Annotated in this window: 15 protein-coding genes; 12 read left to right on the forward strand and 3 right to left on the reverse strand. The window is 48.6% G+C overall.

What is annotated here, in order from left to right:
- Positions 1 to 199 precede the first annotated feature (199 nt).
- Entirely contained in the window at positions 200 to 3,286 is a 3,087-nt protein-coding gene (locus tag M0Q40_07345; GenBank protein ID MCK9222421.1) for a rhodanese-like domain-containing protein, read from the forward strand.
- Between the two features lie 216 nt (positions 3,287 to 3,502).
- Here the strand turns inward: M0Q40_07345 and M0Q40_07350 are convergent, their stop codons facing one another.
- Positions 3,503 to 4,261 carry a hypothetical protein gene (locus M0Q40_07350; GenBank protein MCK9222422.1) on the reverse strand — a complete coding sequence of 253 codons (759 nt, stop codon included), beginning with the start codon at positions 4,259 to 4,261 and terminating at the stop codon, positions 3,503 to 3,505.
- Between the two features lie 520 nt (positions 4,262 to 4,781).
- Between M0Q40_07350 and M0Q40_07355 the strand changes: the two genes are divergently transcribed.
- From M0Q40_07355 to M0Q40_07370, 4 genes are all read left to right on the forward strand, one after another.
- Entirely contained in the window at positions 4,782 to 6,443 is a 1,662-nt protein-coding gene (locus M0Q40_07355; protein ID MCK9222423.1) for a transposase, read from the forward strand.
- 140 nt (positions 6,444 to 6,583) lie between these two features.
- A complete protein-coding gene (locus tag M0Q40_07360; protein MCK9222424.1) occupies positions 6,584 to 7,312 on the forward strand; it encodes a hypothetical protein in 729 nt (242 codons plus the stop codon).
- 104 nt (positions 7,313 to 7,416) lie between these two features.
- Positions 7,417 to 9,861 carry a glycoside hydrolase family 2 protein gene (locus M0Q40_07365; protein MCK9222425.1) on the forward strand — a complete coding sequence of 815 codons (2,445 nt, stop codon included), beginning with the start codon at positions 7,417 to 7,419 and terminating at the stop codon, positions 9,859 to 9,861.
- Between the two features lie 50 nt (positions 9,862 to 9,911).
- Positions 9,912 to 11,282 carry an MATE family efflux transporter gene (locus tag M0Q40_07370; GenBank protein MCK9222426.1) on the forward strand — a complete coding sequence of 457 codons (1,371 nt, stop codon included), beginning with the start codon at positions 9,912 to 9,914 and terminating at the stop codon, positions 11,280 to 11,282.
- A gap of 210 nt (positions 11,283 to 11,492) precedes the next feature.
- Here the strand turns inward: M0Q40_07370 and M0Q40_07375 are convergent, their stop codons facing one another.
- On the reverse strand, positions 11,493 to 12,764 hold the full coding sequence (locus M0Q40_07375) for a hypothetical protein (GenBank protein ID MCK9222427.1): 1,272 nt from the start codon (positions 12,762 to 12,764) through the stop codon (positions 11,493 to 11,495).
- Positions 12,765 to 13,351: 587 nt separating this feature from the next.
- Between M0Q40_07375 and M0Q40_07380 the strand changes: the two genes are divergently transcribed.
- Entirely contained in the window at positions 13,352 to 13,522 is a 171-nt protein-coding gene (locus M0Q40_07380) for a hypothetical protein (protein ID MCK9222428.1), read from the forward strand.
- 32 nt (positions 13,523 to 13,554) lie between these two features.
- Here M0Q40_07380 and M0Q40_07385 read toward each other — a convergent pair whose 3' ends face one another.
- A complete protein-coding gene (locus tag M0Q40_07385; protein ID MCK9222429.1) occupies positions 13,555 to 13,776 on the reverse strand; it encodes a NifU family protein in 222 nt (73 codons plus the stop codon).
- A gap of 191 nt (positions 13,777 to 13,967) precedes the next feature.
- Between M0Q40_07385 and M0Q40_07390 the strand changes: the two genes are divergently transcribed.
- The 6 genes from M0Q40_07390 to hisD all read left to right on the forward strand — a co-directional run bounded on the left by M0Q40_07390 (position 13,968) and on the right by hisD (position 20,545).
- Positions 13,968 to 14,681 carry a 2-phosphosulfolactate phosphatase gene (locus tag M0Q40_07390; GenBank protein MCK9222430.1) on the forward strand — a complete coding sequence of 238 codons (714 nt, stop codon included), beginning with the start codon at positions 13,968 to 13,970 and terminating at the stop codon, positions 14,679 to 14,681.
- Between the two features lie 197 nt (positions 14,682 to 14,878).
- Positions 14,879 to 15,172, forward strand: coding sequence for a co-chaperone GroES (gene groES, locus M0Q40_07395; protein ID MCK9222431.1), 294 nt, complete (start codon positions 14,879 to 14,881; stop codon positions 15,170 to 15,172).
- Between the two features lie 70 nt (positions 15,173 to 15,242).
- Positions 15,243 to 16,823, forward strand: a complete 1,581-nt coding sequence (gene groL / locus M0Q40_07400) for a chaperonin GroEL (protein MCK9222432.1) — start codon at positions 15,243 to 15,245, stop codon at positions 16,821 to 16,823.
- Between the two features lie 261 nt (positions 16,824 to 17,084).
- Positions 17,085 to 17,606, forward strand: a complete 522-nt coding sequence (gene hpt, locus M0Q40_07405) for a hypoxanthine phosphoribosyltransferase (GenBank protein MCK9222433.1) — start codon at positions 17,085 to 17,087, stop codon at positions 17,604 to 17,606.
- Between the two features lie 9 nt (positions 17,607 to 17,615).
- The gene (gene guaA / locus M0Q40_07410; GenBank protein ID MCK9222434.1) at positions 17,616 to 19,151 is read left to right on the forward strand and encodes a glutamine-hydrolyzing GMP synthase; all 1,536 of its coding nucleotides are present in this window, start codon (positions 17,616 to 17,618) and stop codon (positions 19,149 to 19,151) included.
- A 38-nt stretch (positions 19,152 to 19,189) separates the two neighbouring features.
- A complete protein-coding gene (gene hisD / locus M0Q40_07415; GenBank protein ID MCK9222435.1) occupies positions 19,190 to 20,545 on the forward strand; it encodes a histidinol dehydrogenase in 1,356 nt (451 codons plus the stop codon).
- Position 20,546: the final 1 nt, after the last annotated feature.

The raw sequence follows: 20,546 nt of genomic DNA on the forward strand, positions 1-20,546 counted from the left end.
ATACTACTCAGATATGGTATGATCTCATCTAGTGACACCGCTGTAACCTCCGTGTTACTCTGAATAACTACGGGGTTCTCGGTGTCATCTCTTTTTCCTTCCTCTATATGAAAAGAATGGTTACTCTTTCGTCATTTACATATTCCTGATTTACTCCCCCCAATATCTAAATACGCCCTTTCTCATCATTGTTATGCTTATGGCTCTATTTGCAGGGGCTGAGGCAAAGGTAAACGATCTCAATACCGAGGCGACGAAGACTCTGATTGAGGAGTCCTTTGGGCAGATGATCATTCTTGATGTACGGGAACTTGATGAATATGAGAGCGGGCATATGCCTGGCGCAGTCTTGATTCCACTGGGTGAACTTGAGAATAGATTAGGTGAGTTGGATCGTCAAAAAGAAATACTAGTGGTGTGCCGTAGCGGAGTGAGGAGCAGGGAAGGAGCCGAAATACTTGCGCAGGCGGGATTTCCAAAGGTATACAACTACACCGGTGGTATGGCCGCTTGGGACGGTCCTGTGGCAGTGAGCACCCATCGTGCAAAGGTGACACAGGCAAAAACCTACATAGAGTTTATCTTGGATGCATCTTTTAGTATGTATGAACTTCTAGACGATGGTAGGACCCGCATGGACGTGGCTAAGGAAGTCCTGCGCGAAGTGATTACAGGCTTGGTGGACCGACCCGATCTGGAAATCGGTCTGCGGGTCTATGGCTCTAGCATACGGGGTTTGAGCCCCTGCGTTGATTCAGCACTATTGCAGCCCTTTGGAAGGGTCGATGAAGTACGCTCATCAATACTAGCGATCGTTGAAGCCGTGAAACCATCGGGGAAGACCCCCATTGGTTATTCATTGGAACAGGCAGCATTGGATTTTCCCAAGGGAAATGGGCAAAACGTGATCGTGTTGGTTACCGATGGGGAGGAAAGTTGTGGTGCAGATCCTTGTGCTATATCCCGAAAACTGCAGGCGGAAGGGATCATTGTTGAGCCATATGTGGTGGGATTCGCTCTTACACCATCGGCTGAAAAGAAAGTGAAATGTATAGGAAAGTACTTTTCTGCCAATGATGAGGTGACTTTGAGTAAGGCCCTTAACTCCATTATGGCCGAGGTTGTATCTCCCCCGCAGTTAGAGGTGCAAGCCTGGGGTGCCAGTGTCAATCTAACAGGAAAGACTGTCTTTGAGATTGTCGACGCAGCAGGCAAGGCTGTTACCTATCAGGCACAGCGCTCCGAGGAGACAATGATTCTCTCGCTTAATGAAGGGGTCTATAGGGTCAAGGCTACCTACCAGGTGGATGGATATGATCTTGTTGCTATTCAACCGGGAGTAAGGCTTCAAAAGGGAGAGACTACAAAAGTCCGCTTGGATTTCGGAGCGTTACAGGGCCATGTGCAACTTAGGGCAAGGGCCGGGAAGCAAGATGTGAGTGATGGTGTTACTATCAAGGTTCATCGGGCCAGTTTGCCGACTAGTGTAGTATGGAAGGGAGTGCCTCCCACCGCAGTGTTAGGCGTTGGCCTGTACGAGTTTACGGTTACTCTGAAGGAGTACCCATCACTAGTGAAGAAGGTCAGCTCCTTTATCTACCCAGACCAGCAGACCACCCTTGAAATTGACTTTGGTGAGATACTGGGTAAGATCGTCATCAAGGCAAAAGCTGGCGATAAAGCGATCCCTTCTTCGATGTTAACGGCGAAGCTTTACTCTGGTGGGGATATTGTAAAGGAGTTTACCGCACACCCACAGGGCTTGGAAGCCTCCGTACAACCAGGGTTCTATAACGTTCTTTGTACTTACCTTGGGGAACCGGTCCAGACGAAAACCGCCGAAGGTGTCGAGGTGCAAGCGCTGAGGACACAGGAACTGGAGTTCATCTTTGCGGTTCCGGGTAGGCTTGTGGTTAGTGTGACAGACAATGGACGGCCAATTAGTGACGTCAAGGTCCAATTGTGGCAGGAAAATAAGCTAATCAAGTTCCTTGATCAAATGGCGGGTCAGCCGGGAGTATTTATGGTTGACCTTTGGGAGGGAAACTACGATCTAGTTGTTACCCCGTCCATGGGTGGCTTTGGTGAAATCCACATCGGGAACTTGCAGATCCAGAATAGTAAGACCCTGGAAAAGAGTGTCCCGCTAGCTTCAGGTAAACTAAGGATCAAGTTGATCTCTGAGGGTAAGTTGTACTCGTTGGCGCAGACCAAGGTTGGGGTATACAGACATGTTAGTGGTCACACCACACCGGTAGATTATATAGATGACCTGAGAGAAATGGAAAAGGGTGTATTTGAAGGTAACCTCAAGGAAGGTACCTATGATATTAAGATTACCGGTCTTGGTCAAGGCTTTAATGACATAGTCGTAACGAAGCTAGTACTACCGGCAGGTCAGACCCTAGAACGTACTGTCGATGTGGATGGGAGGGGAACCCTTCGCTTTAAGGTACTGTCCGATGGAAAACCATACACGAATCCAGGTATGCGATTGATGCTCTATGAGCATGACCCTGACGTATCAGACTATCAATTTTACTACAATGAGGAGTATGTAGGTGATGCAGAGCAGGTATCGAAGGGCATCTATGAGCAGAAGCTTAGGGAAGGGACCTACGATCTTCTAATGCTTTCCATCGGCGAGGGTTTCTCGGATGTTGTAAGACGACGGATTGTTATCAGAAGTGGCGAGGTGACTGAAGAAAATGTCAACATTGGTGGTAAAGGTAAGCTTCGCGTAAACGTAACGCAGGGTGGAATTCCCATAGAAGAGTATGAGTGTCGTCTGATGCTCTATGAACATGATCCCGAGGAATATGACCCAGAATACCAGGAGTATATTTGTGAATTAGAAATGCTTTCCTCAGGTATCTTTGAACAGACTCTTAGAGAGGGTACCTATGATTTGCTGATTATCGATGAATTTGACAGCACTTGGTTTAGGAAACTGACTATTGAGGCGGGGCAGACACTGCAAAGGATGATTTCGCTAGCAGCCCTAGGCAAGATCCGGTTTCGGGTGTCCTTGAACGGAATGCCCTGTGACGATGAACAGGCGCGGTTAATGCTCTATCGTCATGATCCTGATTTATATAAGCATCAGCAAGACTATGTTACTGATGCTGAAATGATCAGGAATGGACTATTTGAGGCAGAGGTCAAGGAAGGAACCTATGATCTTCAGGTTTATCTCTATGAGGAATACTGTGACTATTGGATGCGGGAAGTGGTGGTGAGTGCCGATAGTATCAGGACAATTGATGTTACAGTTGAGGTGAACTAGGAATATTATCGGTAGTAGTCCACAGCTTTGGGACTAGTTGCAGCGTGCCAGAAGGAGCAAGCTGGCACGCTGCCCTCATGTTATCCCCTGGGAAATAGGGTGGTGTCATCGGGAAGGTTTGGAGTAATATCTTTTGATAGGTAGGTCATCATAGGGGGAGTATTGGGACAAGGGGCGTCGTGATTGTAGCACCGGCACCCCTTGGAGAATCCAACCTTAGAATGCGAAGTTTAATCCCGCGTAAATACTGCTGACTCCCGCGGGTTCGTGAAAGTAATCATTACAGCAACTAGATACACCGTTGTACACCTCGGCTACATAGCCTAACTCAAGCCCAAGACCGCTGTTGAAGACGTAGCGGAGTCTTGCCTTTAGTTCATGTCCTGTCCCTACGTAGTCGTCATATTCGTACTCCTCTTCGGTTGCTGCGACTCCTACGCCTTCCCCGTCTTCCTCTAACTCAAATGTGGTGGTGTATACGAAGGGGAGAAAGGCATATCGGACCGATGCGGAGAAACCCTTGGTTGCAGGTGTTACAGCTTCGAACCCAACCTTAAACCCACCACCTTGGTTCTCTAGTGTGTAACCGGAAGAGTAGTACGAGTCGTATTGGGAAAGGTAACGGGAGTAACCTATCAGTATACTTACGCTGTCGGAAAGCTTTAGTTTCCCGCCCAATTTGGTGTTCGTGTATCCGTAAAAGTTAATACCGTAGTCGTCCGGTTCTGCCAATTCTGCTTTTCCGAACATATGTTCAACTTCAAGCTCCAAATTGGTAGTTAATGCTACTTTCCCTGCGAAGGATAAGAAGGACATATCGTTATTGATCCTTCCATACAGCCAATGATCTGAAATACGCAGACTGCCTTTCATTACGTTAGCTCCGAGTTCAACTCTGCTGGCGAAGACTCCCGTTGACACAAACAACATGACCACCAATGTACAAACAACGACTTTACAGCGGCTTTTGAACAATGAAATCCCTCCTGAAATCCTTTCTAGAAATGGGGATTATTAACATACACATAAATTATATAATGTGGACAAACCTCATGTCAATACAGACAGTAGACCAATATTACTACAGTCACCCAAAAGCGCATAGTCAGGCCAATTATCCCAATAATGTCAATTGCAGGGACATAGCGGACAGAAGAGTGGGTCTGGATGGATGAAAAGGTCAAGGTGTTCCGAAAAAAAATAAGAGGCTCCCAACATCGATGTTCTTTAGTAACATCATATGGTGATCGGTGCAGGAATATGAGAGTATCACAGTAGAAATCAGCGAGACAAGCAAGCTCTGCAGGTGCGCTGGGGTTTTGACATAAGCTTTCTCGGTTCGGATGCCGTTTTATTATCCGGAAAACTTTTTTCGTCAGTAAGCAGGAGAATGGAAATACTTCGCGAAGTTACCAGGTAATTACATTCCTTCGCGAAGGGTAGTGTTGGTATGGCTCGATCTACGGGACCTGATTCTAAGCTAGGACAAAAGAAGTTGGAAGCACGTAAGGCCATGTTTGAAAGAATCGGATGGGAGGTCGCCGAACGTAACGACGAGGCTGTTGCTAAGACGGTGGCAAATCGGGAGCCGATTGACTCTGTACACAACCTGGATCAAGCAGGGCTTCTGGATGCTTTTCTAGCCTTCTTGCGAGAGATTGGATTTATGGACTTTCTGGATAAGATAGCACCGAGTCGCAGACAACGATTCATAGTGCCATCAGCCTTGATAATACTTACGTATATGGTTAAGACATTGTTGGGGATCGAACATATGTATGCTATGCCAACCTTGCTGTTCACTGATCCGGCAATGATGAGAGTAATGGGGTTTAATGCTCGCTGGATAGATGAGGGTTTATGTCGTCGTTCCCATGAGAAAAGAGGAGAGGACAAGGAACCTCCCAAACCTTTTAGTGCTCAAATGGTGGCTAACTTCATAGCTGATTTGTTAGTTCGTGAGTCAGCGAGGTTCTTCAACATGGCAATACGCTGTTTGGCCAAGTTTGGGGCTTTTCCATCTGAAGTTACGTTAATCATTGACGGTACCGACGTAGAGACAACAGCAAAGTGCAAGGGGGCAGGCAAAGTTACGAGAACAAAGACCATGACCACCGCTTCCGGACGAACTAAGTCTGTCGAGGTCGAGGTATTTGGATTTAAAGCTGTCGTTGCCTACGATCTAATTACAGAGATTCCCGTTGCGGTGATCGTCACGAAAATTCAGCGCCATGATACCTGTTGCACCAAACGGTTGATTCGACAAGCAGAGGAGAATCTTGCTCCAGGTGGTGTCCGTATTGCCAAGGTGCTCGTTGACAGAGGATTTCTGGACGGTTCAACTATGGCTTGGCTCGATCAGCGGGATATCTTCTTTGTGGTACCGGCTAGGCATGATATGCAGGTCTACAAAGCAGCTCGCGTTTATGCCGAACAGAATAGAGGTTACGTCCAAACACGTACCCGGACCGTTACACAAGGACATGGTAAGAATCGTACGAAGGAAGTCCTTAAAACCGAAGTGATTGGGATTAAGGACCTTCATTTCTGGGATTCCTATAACGATCCCGAAGACCTTAAGCGAATGCGCCGTCGCGGATATCGTCCCAAGCCAATTAATGCCGTGGTAGTGCGCATCTGGGATAACAAGGAATACGGCCCCGGTGGCAAGGTGGTTTACCTTACTAATCAACCTGTGGAAAAGCCGCTCGAAACCTTTGATAACTACGATGGCCGCTCACTCATTGAAAACACTCTATTTCGAGAAGGTAAACAAGCCTGGGCTTTGGAAAACATACCCCAGAAAAACCAACGGGCAGCGGTGGCTCACATTTTTATCACCTTTGCCATGGTTGCACTTACTATGGCATACCGCACATGGATGAAGGAAGAAGAGGATGAAGAATCACTCTACGACGTTTCCACCCGAATGAGTCGTGCAGACAGCTCAGATGAACCCCTTGGTGTAAGACGATGGCGGCGCGAATTAAAAAAGGCCGTAGCAGATTACGTTATTGTATTTCAAGGGGCATACTATGGGATTTTCCATGTAATGGAGTTCTCTGTCTTAGCCGGCTATACGTTAAGACTTTTACCTGAAGAACTTGGTACACCGGAACAAATATTCGCTCGCTATGGACTTGATTCACCAAACTAGCACATGGTTTCTCTTTTTTTCGCCGGGCCTATGTCAAAACCCCAGTGCAGGTGCGGAGTTTGACAGGGATAATACAAGACCATGTCGAACAACAACATGTTTACTACAGTTTCTATGAGGAATCTGTGAGGTGAAAGAGAGTGTGTAGCTTTTTCTCAACGGAACCAATAGTTGTTGCCCATCGGGGTGCAGCGCACTATGCTCCCGAAAACACCCTTGCCGCATATCGCAATGCAGTGAGACTTGGCTATCGATATGCCGAGACCGATGTCGGATTGACCAAAGATGGATATTGGATCTGTTTACATGACGATCGGGTTGATCGTACAAGCAACGGACAAGGATTAGCCAGGGACATGACCCTTAGGGAGTTGAGGAAACTAGATTTTGGAGGCTGGTTTGCTCAGTCCTTCGCCGGAGAACGGGTTCCGTTACTAGATGAGCTTCTACAGTTGTGCGAAGAGAGTAAGATGAGACTCTTGGTCGAGATTAAAGATCGGGTCCTTTCCGAACAAGAACTACAGGGTTTAGTAGACAAGATCCATGAACACCACATGGAAGAGCAGATCGCGTTCATTTCATTTCATTGGCAGCACTTGGATCGAATCCATTGTCTCGATGAGAAGTTCTGGCTCGGATATCTAGCAACAGAGATGTCCAATGAAAGATTTCAAAGCATCAAGGCGACAAATCGATTTTTTATTGATGTGCATCGCTTCCCTAATGGGGAACCGATAGAACTGGCCCAAAGGACTAGTGTTCCTATTGTTGTGTGGACTGTAAACGGGAAGGATGTGCTCGCTCAGATGCTAATGAAGGGTATTGGCATTATTACAACAGATAAGCTCCTTCCTGGGGATCTTGCTTGAGGACGGGACCTTGACAAGTCCTCCCACTAATCTATAATTCATACAGAAGTAGTGCTCAATCGCTAAGGGCAAGGACTGCGATTACCGAGGAAGGATTGGTACTAATGAGAGTTGATTTATCAGGGAAATGGCAGATGTATCAAGAAAGGAATAAGGATCAGATTGATGTGGAAGTACCGGGAGATACTCACAGTGCACTGCTCGCCGCTGGCCGGATCCCGGATCCCTACTATGGTACTAACGAATTGGATCTGCAGTGGATCGGTCGACATGATTGTGTCTTTACCCGGGAATTTGAAGTGGAACAGGGGCTTTTGGAGTGCGAATCCGTTGTACTTAATTGTGAACGGCTGGATACGCTTACGGAGATCTATATTAATGATCAATTGGTGGGCGAGACAGATAACATGTTCCGTCGCTATCGTTTTGAGGTGCGCGACTACTTATTTAAAGGTAGAAATACCATCAAAATCATCTTCCGGTCCGCGGAGCTTAGCGCGATTGCTAGAAGTAAGGAGATGCCCTATCCCATTCCAATGAACCAAAATCCCGTTCAGTCCCCGCACATTAACTTAGTACGTAAGGTGGCATGTCATGGTGGGTGGGACTGGGGCTGTTGCCTTATGGTCGCCGGAATATATGACGATATTTACCTACATGGTACATCCAGCGGCCGGATCAACTATGTGTACACAGAGCAGACCCACTTTGATGATTACTGCTTGGTTGATGTATATGTAGAAGTTGACTCGCTAGAAGCCCATGCCACTAGTTTCGTAGTGAAATTGGCTGGCCAGCAAATTACCCAACAGGTTAGCCTGGAGCCCGGTTTTAACCGGCTTAGAGTTCAGCTTAGGGTGGATCAACCACAGCTATGGTGGCCCAGGGGATATGGGGAGCAACACCTTTATGATTTGACTGTTTGTGTCTTTGATGAAGTGGTGCAAAAACGTCTAGGCTTGCGTAAACTAGAGATTATCAACGAAGAGGATGACATCGGCCTTTCTTTTAAAATACGGGTGAACGACGTAGATATTTTTGCCAAGGGGGCCAATTGGATCCCTGCCGATGCACTTCCGGCCCGGCAGACGGAAGAACGATTGGACGATCTGTTAACCAGTGCGGTTAAGGCCAACATGAACATCATCCGGGTTTGGGGTGGCGGCCAGTACGAAAAAGATGTGTTCTATCAGCTATGTGATGAGAAGGGCTTGTTGGTATGGCAGGATTTCATGTTCGCTTGTGCCCTGTATCCGGCAACGCCGGACTTTCTGGATAATGTTCGCCAAGAGGTTCTTCATCAAGTAAAGCGGCTGCGGGATTATGCCTGCATTGCCCTGTGGTGTGGTAACAATGAATGCCTCGGAGGACTAAACTGGTTTGAGCCTTCCCGGAAAAACAGGGATCGCTATCTAGTTGATTACGATCGACTGTATGAGGGCACCATTGGCAAAGCGGTCCAAGAGGCGGATCCCACTCGGCTGTATTGGCCAAGTTCTCCCTGCGGTGGACCTGGGGATTATTCCGACTGCTGGCACGATGATTCCAGAGGAGACATGCACTATTGGCGGGTATGGCATGAGAGTGCATCCTTCGATGCATATTACCAGGTGGTCCCGCGTTTCTGCTCGGAATTTGGTTACCAGTCCTTTCCGTCCCTTTCGACGATCCGTTCCTATGCCTCCGAGGATCAACTGAATGCCACCTCACCAGTTCTGGAGCATCATCAGCGGAACCGAGGGGGCAACTCCCGGATCATTGAAATGCAGACCCGTTATTTCCGCATGCCCGAAGGGTTCGCCGGGTTTGTATACCTTAGTCAAGTACAGCAGGCCTTGGCAATTAAGACCGCCGTTGAATACTGGAGACATTTGCGGCCAACCTGCATGGGTACCATCTATTGGCAGCTAAATGACAACTGGCCGGTGTGCTCATGGTCCTCTCTGGAGTATTCCGGTAAATGGAAGCTCCTACATTATATGGCTAGACGGTTCTATGCCCCCCTGATGATCTCTTCCTTTGAAAAGGAAGAGGGGCAGCTTGAGATCTGGGCGGTGAATGATCGGACTACTTCTCAGCAGGCGGAGCTAGTGGTGCAAATCATGGATTTTGAGGGAAACGTCAAGCAGGAAGAGGCTGTTTCCTTTGAGATCGCGGCGGGTAGTGCTAAACGGGTACGTACCTACAGTATTGCTGAGATTGCACCAAAACGTCATGAGGTGTTCGCCGTACTAACGATGCATGCCAACGGAGAGGTTTTCTACAATGAACACTTCTTTACCGAGTATAAACGCTGTAGTCTGGCCCAGCCCAAGATCGATATGCGGGTTAAGGAGATCGCAGGTAGGTTTGAAGTCCGGCTGTCCACGGATCGACCAGCTTTCTATGTAAGCTTAGATCCAGGGAATATACCCGGCGAGTTTGACGATAATTGCTTCACTTTGCTACCTGGCTGTGACCGAAGATTAGTTTTTACACCGAAGCAGAAGACTAGTCTTCCGGATTTCGAAAGGGCCCTGACGCTCTATGAGCTTAGGGGGACCTATTAGGGTGCAAGATGGCAGTGCCAGGGCACTGCCTAAAACTATAGGGGTGGATTATGTTTAAGGATAGTCTGGGCGTCCTGCAAGCTAGGCTAAACCATGAGGATCGGGTATTGGCCAAAGACATTATTAGGCTTGCAGGACCAGTTGTCTTATCTAATCTGGCGGGAGTCTTGCTTGGTTTTACCGACACGTTTTTCATGGGTCGGGTAAGTACCTCAGCCCTAGGAGCTGTAGGTTTGGCAAGTACGGTGTACTTCGCTCTTTTCCTCATTCCCCGGGGTATTGTGTCTGCGGTCATGCCCTTTACCGCCCGACGGTTTGGCGAGGGAGATCTTAGGGGCGCCGGGTGCGTTCTGTGGAATTCGTTGTTCTTGGTGGCATTACTGTTACCCATAGGGCTTTTATTGCCATCGGTGTTTCGCTTATTCTTCCGCATAATGGAGCCGGGTGCCGAACTTGTGCAACTGTCGCTAACGTACTGTAATATCCGTTTAATCGAGTTCCCCGCCGCCTTGCTGACCACCGCAATTATGAGTTTTATGATGGGGCTTGGGGACTCCAAAACCCCTATGTTCATCTCGTGGTCTGTGGTATTGGTCAATGTTTTTGCCAATTACATCCTGGTGTTTGGCAAGGCGGGCTTGCGGCCTATGGGAATTGCCGGGGCTGCTTGGGGCACCGTAATTGCCCAGACGATTGGGTTTTGCCTGTTCATTGCGGTGGTGCTAGTGAAATACAGGCGAAAATGTCACGTGGGTAAGCGTTCCTTCCCATCTGTGAAAAGTCTTGGGGATATGATCAAGGTGGGTCTGCCGATTGGTCTTGCTGATTCCATTGAGGTGATGGCTTTCGGCGTATTTTTTGCCCTGATCGCCAGACTCGGTACCAATGAGCTGGCGGGTAGTCAGATCGCCAATCAGTTGGCCGGGCTATCATTCATGCCCGGATTTGCCTTTGGGGCAGCTACCGGTTCAATGGTTGGACGTTGGATGGGGGCAGGGGATCTTGATGCTGCCAAACGAAGTGGCTATATTGGTGCAGCCTTGGCTATGGCTACCATGGGTATTTCTGCAATTGTCTTCTTGGTATTCCCAAGGCAACTTGTATCAATTTTTACGCCTGATGTCGGCGTTATCCGGGTTGGGGAGCAGTTGCTAAGACTAATGGCTCTATATCAGATCTTTGATGCCTTGAATATCGTGTTTAGATCTGCTTTAAACAGTGCAGGTGATAGCGTATTCACCGGTGTTTCAATCGTTCTAGCTTCTTCCATATTGTTTATCCCTGGTGCCTATATCGGTGCCTTTACCCTAGGCTTTGGCCTTTTGGGTGCTTGGGCTGGAGCTATCATGTACCTAGTGACCCTTGGGGTGGCATTTACCTTGCGCTTCCGTAATGAACGTTGGGTTAGTATCCAGTTGTAACAAATCTGCGATTATATGCGGGATTAGCATGGGAAAAGAAGGGTGTTCCGGATTAGGGTGTTTGTCCAAGTGGATGGCAGCGGGATCATCCGCTATCATCCACTTGGATACGTTGTTACAGCGTTTGGACCGATGCAGCAAGGTCGGAACCCTTGTTTGTCATCATTTTTGGGGGGAGCTTCAAGGATGGCAAGATCCATTGTCGATTACTTAAGACCGATAGGAAATGTGCGACGGGGCACTAATCTTGCGAAAGTGGATGATTCCCGCGGCAGTTCTTCGTCGTCTTGCAGTTGACCTCAGGATTTTTTCATACCTTTTTTGCTCAGCGGCCACTCGATCCGGTGTTACCCCAAACATCCAGCCAGAGGTTATTGCGAAATCGGGTAACGGGACAATGCGCACCATGATACCGTATTCCTTCTTTGCTGTGGAGCTCAACCCGATATCAATCAATTGCAATTGTGGTCTACTGTCATCCATCAAATCACGCAGGATTAGACCTTCGCTAGTAACCTGCTCAATTCGGAAAAAGGACACCCATGTATTTGCCAGGGCTTCGTGAAGGGCTTGGTCGATGGCATCTTCCGCCACAGTATCTTTAAGATAGTAATCAATGATCGGTTTTCCATGGCGTTGTACTTCATGCAATGCGAAGTCCATCAACACAGGTGTTTCCTCTTCGTCCATGGTAATAATCTGACCTGCAGTCATCTTCAACATTTTTGCTGCCTGGAAGAGTTCTGAACTCAGGATCTCATGCACTGCTTCTGAGTGGATCTTCATGGTGCGTTTGCGGTATACCTGGTACTTTTCCAGAAGTGGTGTCTCTTCTGGAACTCCTCCACCGCCGAGTCCCTCGTCCTCCATCTCGGGTGACAGTATCTTTACGCTCCGTTCACCTTTCGGAAGTGGAGAAGATTGGGCCTTTTCGATAGCCTCACGTAGTGAATGGTATCGGTTCTCACTTAGGGTTTCGATGGTGAGGCTGGTGGCTCTCAGTTCAACTGTACCAAACAATTCCTTCCCGATACCGCTACCATGCGGACAATACCTGAAAAAACAGCACTCATCCGAATCCTCTACGGTAAGGAAGTTAGGTAGACTCTTTAAGACCCTGCGGGTTTCCTCGAAGCTGTCCCACACCCAGCTTTCTTTATATGCACATGCTAGACTGAGGGATCCATCCGGGTTAGCAACAAAAGGCCTTCTGTGCCCGTATGTCTTACAGCACGTTCCAAAGGGGGATTCACTCCCACAAGGACATGGTTCCTCAGGATGGTACGGTTCATAGAGCATTTCCTGCAGCACCACAATCTCCTTAGTTTCATCTTCCGTGGCCTGTATCATAACTAACTTGAAGAACCCCGGCACAGAGGCTGCTATTTCGAGATTGTGCCGGATCTCCTCTTCCGATGAACTCAGATTCAGTGAAACATTTTCCTGGAAAGGTCTGTTCAACTTGTCACGATCATTTGCCAAGGCGATTTCCTCCGTGTATATCTCAAGTTTATATCGACCCTGTACATTGCAGTTGATTAGAGGGCCAATATATCCTGATCAAATTGTCTTGGTGACGGCTAAGATATTCAGATATCCGGATACTCGATCCACAAGACCTTTGTTGGTGTAACAGCCCACCAGAGGTCTGCTTATCGATTTCATTGAAAAGTGTAGTGGTGATATTCCGCTACCTCTAGACTACTATACCATGTCGTAGAAATACTACAAATGATACCTGGAATTACCTTTCATGGGAATCAGCAAAGGGTCACGACCTCATGACTTGGATTTGATGTATGTTTGTGAGGGTTCGCCAGACTCAGGTGGTGCAATCTGATCGGGACCTCTGGCTGGCCTTGCTTGACGGTGTGGTGTCCCTCCTCCACCTTCGTAAAATTCTGCTGGCAATTGCAGGAAATCCGCGAACAATGTCGTATACATGGGTTAAAAGCGTGTTTTTTCTTTGCATTCCGGGGAACTCCTCCAGAAAGGTTCATATTTCTCTTGCACTACTGCCACTGGCGGGTGCGGAAGTTCCCCTGTGATTTGGAGGTGTCCTATTCGCTATGGAGTCTTTAGTTATGGTAGGCAAGCATGTGCCAAGACCTATTGGATTACTCGAATACCAATTGGATCGGCTATTAGATCGCAGAGAAAAGAAAGACTTTCTCAGGGAGTTTGAACGTTTTGACCGGATGGTGGAGCATTGCCTAAGGATCAAAAAAGGGGAATGTTAAGGAAGCTCGGCTTCCTTAACATGGATAGGGCCTCAAACACCAATGACCTTCTTCACCTCAGGGATTTGCTCTTTAAGTACACGCTCTATTCCGTGCTGCAGAGTCATTTGGGACATTGGACAACCAGCACAGGCGCCTTTTAGTCGCACCTTTACTGTTCCATCATCTTCAACCTCAACTAATTCGACATCGCCGCCATCGGCTTGCAGCGAAGGACGGATCTGATCAAGAAGCTCCTTAACCTTTTCTTTCAACGCAAAACACCTCCATCGGTCAGATTAGGCTTTATCATCCTTTACACAGTATACACAAGTATACTATGATTTACAATCATGGCTTCTAAATAATGAAGCCATGATTCTAAGCGTTGATGTGGCATTGGTTAATTGGGTTCTAGGTATAATACAGATGCAACCATTATATGGTTTGCTTTGGAGGGATTATGATGCGGGTGGATGTGACACTGATACCCAGTGAAGTGGAGTACTGTTCCCAGGTATCCACGGCGGTGGTGATTGATGTTTTGCGGGCTAGCACCACGATCAATACTGCCCTTTACAATGGTGCTGCTCTTGTGGCTACTTTTGCCACGGTGGAGCAGGCTAGGTGCTGGCGCAACATGGGTGATGGACGCCTGCTAGGCGGGGAGCGGAAGGCGCTACCCATTGATGGTTTTGAATTGGGTAATTCACCCTTGGAGTATACCCCGGATGTTGTCAGACAGCAGCAGATCGGGTTGACGACCACCAATGGTACCTTCGCCGTGGAAAGGGCTTTGGAACGGGCAGATACTGTATTAATTGGTAGTTTGCTAAATGTGGAGGCGATTGTGGAGTATTGCAGGGGTGGGGATGATCTTCTGTTCGTCTGTGCAGGTACCCAGGGAAGGTTCTCATTAGAAGATGCCTTTTGTGCCGGGGTGATCATGGCCCGATTGGGGATGGTGAATCCTACCGATAGTGCCCGGGTAGCCCAAGGAATTTATGGGCAATATAAATTTACTGATCCGGTGGAGTTTCTACGTAATACTACCCACGGGGCACGACTGGAGAAACTCGGTTTTAGCCGGGATATCGAACACTGTGCTAAAGTAGATAGTTTTCCGGTGATTCCTCGATGGAATAAGGTCCACCGGGCCTTTGTAGTATCCAATAGGTAAGATAGCAAGATAAAGGAAGAATGAAGAAGAAATGGAGCGATTTTGTGGCTAGATTCCCCCACAATCATGATTTCGTTCCTAATGCTTATTTGCCAAGGCTTGGATAGTCTTATATATTATTAATTGATGTTAGCACTCGCCTAAGATGAGTGCTAATAACTAGACTGACGAAAATGTGCATAAGGAGGTTCGTGCAAATGAGCTTTAACCTTAAACCCCTTGCTGACCGCGTCGTCGTTCAACCCCTAGAGGCGGAGGAGAAGACTAAAAGCGGTATTGTTATTCCCGATACAGCTAAGGAGAAACCCCAGGAGGCCAAGGTTGTAGCAGTTGGACCTGGTGCCTACGATGAAGAAGGTAACCGCAAGCCCATGAGTGTTAACGTGGGTGATGTAGTTATTTTCGGTAAGTATGCTGGCACAGAAGTAAAGGTTGATGGAGAGAAATACTTAATCCTGCGGGAGTCCGACCTGTTGGCGGTAATCTCGTAAATCCATAAAGAAAGGGGTCAGAACATTGGCAGGTAAAGAGGTTCTTTTTCATGAAGAGGCACGACGGGCCATGGAGCGCGGCGTCAATCAGCTTGCAGACGCAGTTAAGGTCACCTTAGGACCCAAGGGCCGATATGTCATTTTAGAGCGAAAATATGGTTCACCAACGATTACTAACGATGGTGTCACCATCGCACGGGATATTGAACTTGAGGATAAGTTTGAGAATATGGGTGCCCAATTGGTTAAGGAAGTAGCGACAAAGACCAATGATGTAGCGGGAGATGGTACCACCACCGCAACGGTTCTTGCCCAGGCGATGATCAAGGAAGGTCTTAAGAACGTTGCTGCAGGAGCTAATCCCATGCTTCTTAAAAGAGGTATGGATAAGGCAGCTAGTCTGGTTGTAGACGAAGTGAAGAAACTAGCACAGTCGGTAGAAACCAAGGAAGCCATTGCCCAGGTGGCTAGCATTTCCGCAGGTGATGAGGAGATTGGAAACCTAGTAGCCGAGGCCATGGAGAAGGTCGGCCGTGATGGTGTGATTACCGTTGAGGAATCCCAGGGAATTGGCATGACCTTGGATGTGGTGGAAGGAATGCAGTTTGATCGGGGATACATTTCTCCGTATATGGTAACCAATAAGGATAGTATGGAAGCGATCCTTGATGATGCTTACGTACTCATTACAGATAAGAAGATCAGTGCCGCTGCTGACTTACTACCTGTGCTGGAGAAAATCGTCTCAGCTGGTCGTCCACTGTTGATTATTGCTGAGGATGTAGAGGCCGAAGCCTTAGCCACTCTAGTGGTGAACAAGATTCGGGGTACATTGAATGTAGTAGCAGTCAAGGCTCCTGGTTTTGGCGATCGACGGAAGGCGATGCTTGAGGATATTGCTGTAGTTACCGGTGGTCAAGTGATTTCCGAGGATATGGGTCTGAAGCTGGAGAACACCAGTTTGGATATGCTCGGCAAAGCTCGTCAGATCCGTGTGGACAAGGATGATACCATTATTGTTGATGGTGCTGGTTCTGCCGATGACATCAAGGGCAGAATCGCCCAAATCCGTCGGGAGATCGATAACACCGATTCCGATTATGATCAAGAGAAACTCCAAGAGCGTTTGGCCAAACTAGCCGGTGGTGTCGCAGTAATTGGCGTAGGCGCGGCAACAGAGACTGAGCTGAAAGCGAAGAAGCACCAGGTTGAGGATGCCTTGTCCGCGACCCGGGCTGCCGTTGAGGAAGGAATTGTTCCCGGTGGCGGTGTTGCATTGCTTCAGGCGGCGGGAGTGCTTCAGAACGTAGAGCTTACCGGTGATGAAGCCACAGGCGCGAACATTATTGCCAAGGCCCTTGAGGAACCAACCCGGATGATTGCCAACAATGCCGGTGTTGAGGGCGCCATTGTTGTTGAGGAAGTGCGGAAGGCTGCTAAGGGTACAGGCTATAATGCGGCAACCGGTGAGTATGTTGACATGGTGAAGGCCGGGATTATTGACCCTGCTAAGGTCACCCGTAGCGCATTGGAGAACGCCACCAGTATTTCCGGCATGTTCCTGACTACTGAAGTATTGATTGCCGAAGAGGAAGAGGATCTACCACCGATGCCTCCGGGTGGTGGCATGTCCCCTGATATGATGTATTAATTAGCCATGCGGCAAAGGGCCCTGCGAGGTTTATCGCAGGGTCTTATTTTATTTCAAAAGAGTGTTGGTACCCATCCAGAAAGGTACAGACCGGTCAAAGAGGATAGCCTCCCAGTCATAGAACACCAATTGCCCAGTTGTTGTACATCGCGCAGCGGGCCATCGGTGATGGTGCTAAGTCCCTGGCACAACTAAGTGTTGGTGTCGATGGGTGTTTTATGGTAGAATACGGAGAGTAGACTTTAAGGAGCAGGTGGCAGAATGGTCGATGATCAAAGCATTAAGGTATTGATTTCACAAGAAGATTTGCACGAGCGAATCAAGGAAATGGGAGCACAGCTAACCGAGGATTACCGGGATGGGAATCTGTTTGTCGTTGGGATTCTGAAAGGGGCCTTTGTGTTCATGGCGGATTTGATCCGGAGTATTGATCTGCCTTTAGAAGTGGACTTTGTGGCTATCTCAAGCTATGGCTCAGGCACAAAACAGACCGGTGTTGTGCGGATCCTAAAAGATCTAGATAGTACGATCGAAGGCAAGGACGTTCTCATCGTGGAGGATATTATCGATTCAGGACTTACCTTAAAATATCTGGTGGAAAACCTTAGCTCCAGGAAGCCTAGAAGCCTTCGCATCTGCACTCTGCTGGACAAGCCCGAGCGGCGTGAAGTGGATATTTCCACAGACTACACAGGGTTTGTGATTCCAAACCTGTTTGTTGTTGGATATGGATTGGACCACGATCAAATCTATCGGAATCTTCCTTATGTTGGCATCGTATAAGAAAGGGGGATGTTCGTGAGCGCAGGACAACAAATCATAGATGTCATCGATTTTGGCGGGCGGCAAAGCCGGCTGGTGGCGCGTAAACTTCGAGAACAGGATGTATATTGCCGGATTGTTTGGCATACCAAAGCCTTTGCCTCTTTGGCTGACCCGAGTGTGAAAGGGGCCGTTTTTTGTGGGGAATTTGAAGATCCCAGGGCACAAGGCAAGATCGTAAAGGACGTATACTCTGAGATAAGCAGGGTGGAAAAACCAATTCTTGCTGTGGGAGCCGCGGGGTATGCTCTTCTTGCTGATGATGGAGTTGGGTGTGTGCCCAATCCTTTTGGGAAGACCGATGCGCTGATTACTCTAGATGCAGGGGTGCCCCTTTTTGCGGGGTTAGCCAAGGGCAAATATGTGGCCAAGTTGCCCTTTACTGTGCCACCTACCAAATCGCGTCTTGTTGCCATTGGCTGGGATGAGCAAAAACGGCCGGTGGCATTTGCTGACACCGCATCAGAGCTTTTTATTGTATTACCAGGATTTGACCAAGCCACCGAGGAGTCGCTCGTGGGTAGCTTCGCCAAGCAGATCTGTGGATGCCGGGATGACTGGACGGTTGCGGCTTTCATTGATTGGCAGGTGGCCCAGATTCGGGAGCAAGTAGGTCAAGGACGGGTCGTGTGTGGATTAAGCGGTGGTGTAGATTCGTCGGTCACTGCAGCCTTAGTCCATCGGGCCTTAGGGGACCAACTGGTTTGCATTTTTGTGGATCACGGTCTGATGCGCAAGAACGAACCCGAGGAAGTGATTAAGGCCTTGCGGGATGAGTTTGCGGTTAAACTGATTCATGTGGATGCCAAAGAGCGGTTCTTAAGTCGCTTGGTCGGAGTGACTGATCCCGAGCAGAAGAGAAAGATTATCGGTGAAGAGTTCATTCGCGTCTTTGAAGAAGAGGCCAGAAGATTAGGGAACGTGAGCTATTTGGCCCAAGGAACAATCTATCCGGATGTGCTAGAAAGTAGTACCGATGGAAAGCTCGCAGTGAAATCCCACCATAATGTGGGTGGCCTACCGGAGCGAATGGGATTTGAACTGGTTGAGCCCTTGAAGGATCTGTTCAAGGATGAGGTACGGGAGGTTGGCCTTGCATTGGGATTACCAAGAGAGATGGTCTTTCGACATCCCTTTCCTGGTCCCGGCCTGGCGGTGCGCATCATCGGTGAGATTACCGAGGAGAAACTTGAGGTGCTTAAGGAAGCCGATGCAGTCTTCATTGACGAACTACATAAAGCAGAGCTTTATGATGAGATCTGGCAGGCTTTTGCTGTCCTTACAGATACCAGGACTGTGGGGGTGCATGCGGGAAGAAGAACCTATGGCAGGACGGTGATCCTTCGCGCAGTTAACAGCGAGGATGCCATGGAGGCCGATTGGTCTCGGATTGATTTGGAGGTGCTAGCCCGGGTTAGTGAGCGAATTCTAAGGGAAGTACCCCAGATTAACCGGGTGTGCTATGATATCAGTCCGAAACCACCGGCAACTATTGAATGGGAGTAGATACTAGGCTCCTTTGTTAGAATGGAGTGGACCTAAAGATGATTAGAGTGGTGGATACAACGATAAGCTCGCCTGCTGAGATACTAAAGACGGTCAGAAGGCCGGCGCCCGATGAGATGGAGGTATCCCCTCGGGTGATGGCCAAGACCCAGCAGATTTTCCAAAGGGCCCTAACCCCCAAGGAAGCAGTAACCCAGATTGTCTCCGATATACGGACCAAGGGCGATGAGGCCCTTTTGGACTATGCCCGGCGGATTGATGGCGTAGAGCTTACCGCAAGTAGCATGTGGGTTACCCAAGATGAACTGGCCCAAGCCAAAGAAGAGGTATCGGATGAGTTCTTAGATGCCTTAACACTGGCTGTTGAGCGAATCCGCAGCTATCATCGCCAGCAGCTTCCCAATTCCTGGTGGAACACTGATGCCAAAGGCGTCATTCTGGGTCAGAAATACACTCCTTTGCGGGTGATTGGGGCTTACGTGCCAGGGGGTACTGCGCCCTTGGTTTCCAGTCTTTTGATGAGCTGTATTCCAGCCCAAGTAGCCGGTGTAAAGGAGATCGTTGTAGCTACACCTGCCCATGCCCAGGGAGGTATTGATCCTCATATCCTTACCGCTGCTGAGTATTTGGGCATCGAGCGAGTACTGAAAATAGGGGGAGCCCAAGCTATTGCGGCCCTAGCCTTTGGGACGGAGACGGTTCCTCAAGTGGATAAGATCGTAGGACCGGGAAACATCTTTGTTACCCTCGCGAAAAAACAGGTTTTCGGCCATGTGGGGATCGATATGCTCGCAGGCCCTAGTGAGATCATGATTATTGCTGATGAGGGTGCCAATCCCGTGTGGGTAGCCGCGGATCTACTGTCCCAGGCAGAACATGATACGGATGCCGCAGCGGTCTTGGTGACCCCTGTGCGGAGCCTAGGCGAGCAGGTACAAAGGGAACTGGCCAAGCAGGTAGATCTGCTTGGTAGAAAAGAGTGGGCCTTGGAAGCTTTGAAACGTTGGGGCTTGATCGTTTATACTAAGGATCTCATAGAGGCTGCAGAGGTAGCCAACCTGTTTGCACCAGAGCATTTGGAGCTTTGCGTGGCTGATCCCTTTGGCTATTTAGAGCACATTCATAACGCAGGGGCCATTTTCCTAGGTAACCATACTTCGGAATCTTTGGGCGATTACGTTGCGGGACCGAACCATATCCTACCCACCAACGGGTCGGCGAGGTTTAGTTCATGCCTTGATGTTTTCGCCTTTGTCAAACGCTCCAGCATTATTTATTATACCGAAGAAGCATTGGGTGCCCACGGACCCAAGGCAGCGAAACTAGCCGATGTAGAAGGGTTACAGGCCCACGCCAATGCAGTACGAATCCGTCTCGACAAAGGGGGGGCCTAAG

The sequence above is a fragment of the Limnochordia bacterium genome (genome assembly GCA_023230925.1).
In the GTDB taxonomy this organism is placed as follows: domain Bacteria; phylum Bacillota; class Limnochordia; order DUMW01; family DUMW01; genus JALNWK01.

Excerpts from the sequence above, each read along its gene's own strand:
- M0Q40_07345 (MCK9222421.1), top strand. The coding sequence starts at position 200 with ATGGCTCTATTTGCAGGGGCTGAGGCAAAGGTAAACGATCTCAATACC.
- M0Q40_07365 (MCK9222425.1), top strand. The coding sequence starts at position 7,417 with ATGAGAGTTGATTTATCAGGGAAATGGCAGATGTATCAAGAAAGGAAT.
- M0Q40_07370 (MCK9222426.1), top strand. The coding sequence starts at position 9,912 with ATGTTTAAGGATAGTCTGGGCGTCCTGCAAGCTAGGCTAAACCATGAG.
- M0Q40_07380 (MCK9222428.1), top strand. The coding sequence starts at position 13,352 with ATGGAGTCTTTAGTTATGGTAGGCAAGCATGTGCCAAGACCTATTGGA.
- M0Q40_07390 (MCK9222430.1), top strand. The coding sequence starts at position 13,968 with ATGCGGGTGGATGTGACACTGATACCCAGTGAAGTGGAGTACTGTTCC.
- groES (MCK9222431.1), top strand. The coding sequence starts at position 14,879 with ATGAGCTTTAACCTTAAACCCCTTGCTGACCGCGTCGTCGTTCAACCC.
- groL (MCK9222432.1), top strand. The coding sequence starts at position 15,243 with ATGGAGCGCGGCGTCAATCAGCTTGCAGACGCAGTTAAGGTCACCTTA.
- hpt (MCK9222433.1), top strand. The coding sequence starts at position 17,085 with ATGGTCGATGATCAAAGCATTAAGGTATTGATTTCACAAGAAGATTTG.
- guaA (MCK9222434.1), top strand. The coding sequence starts at position 17,616 with ATGTTCGTGAGCGCAGGACAACAAATCATAGATGTCATCGATTTTGGC.
- hisD (MCK9222435.1), top strand. The coding sequence starts at position 19,190 with ATGATTAGAGTGGTGGATACAACGATAAGCTCGCCTGCTGAGATACTA.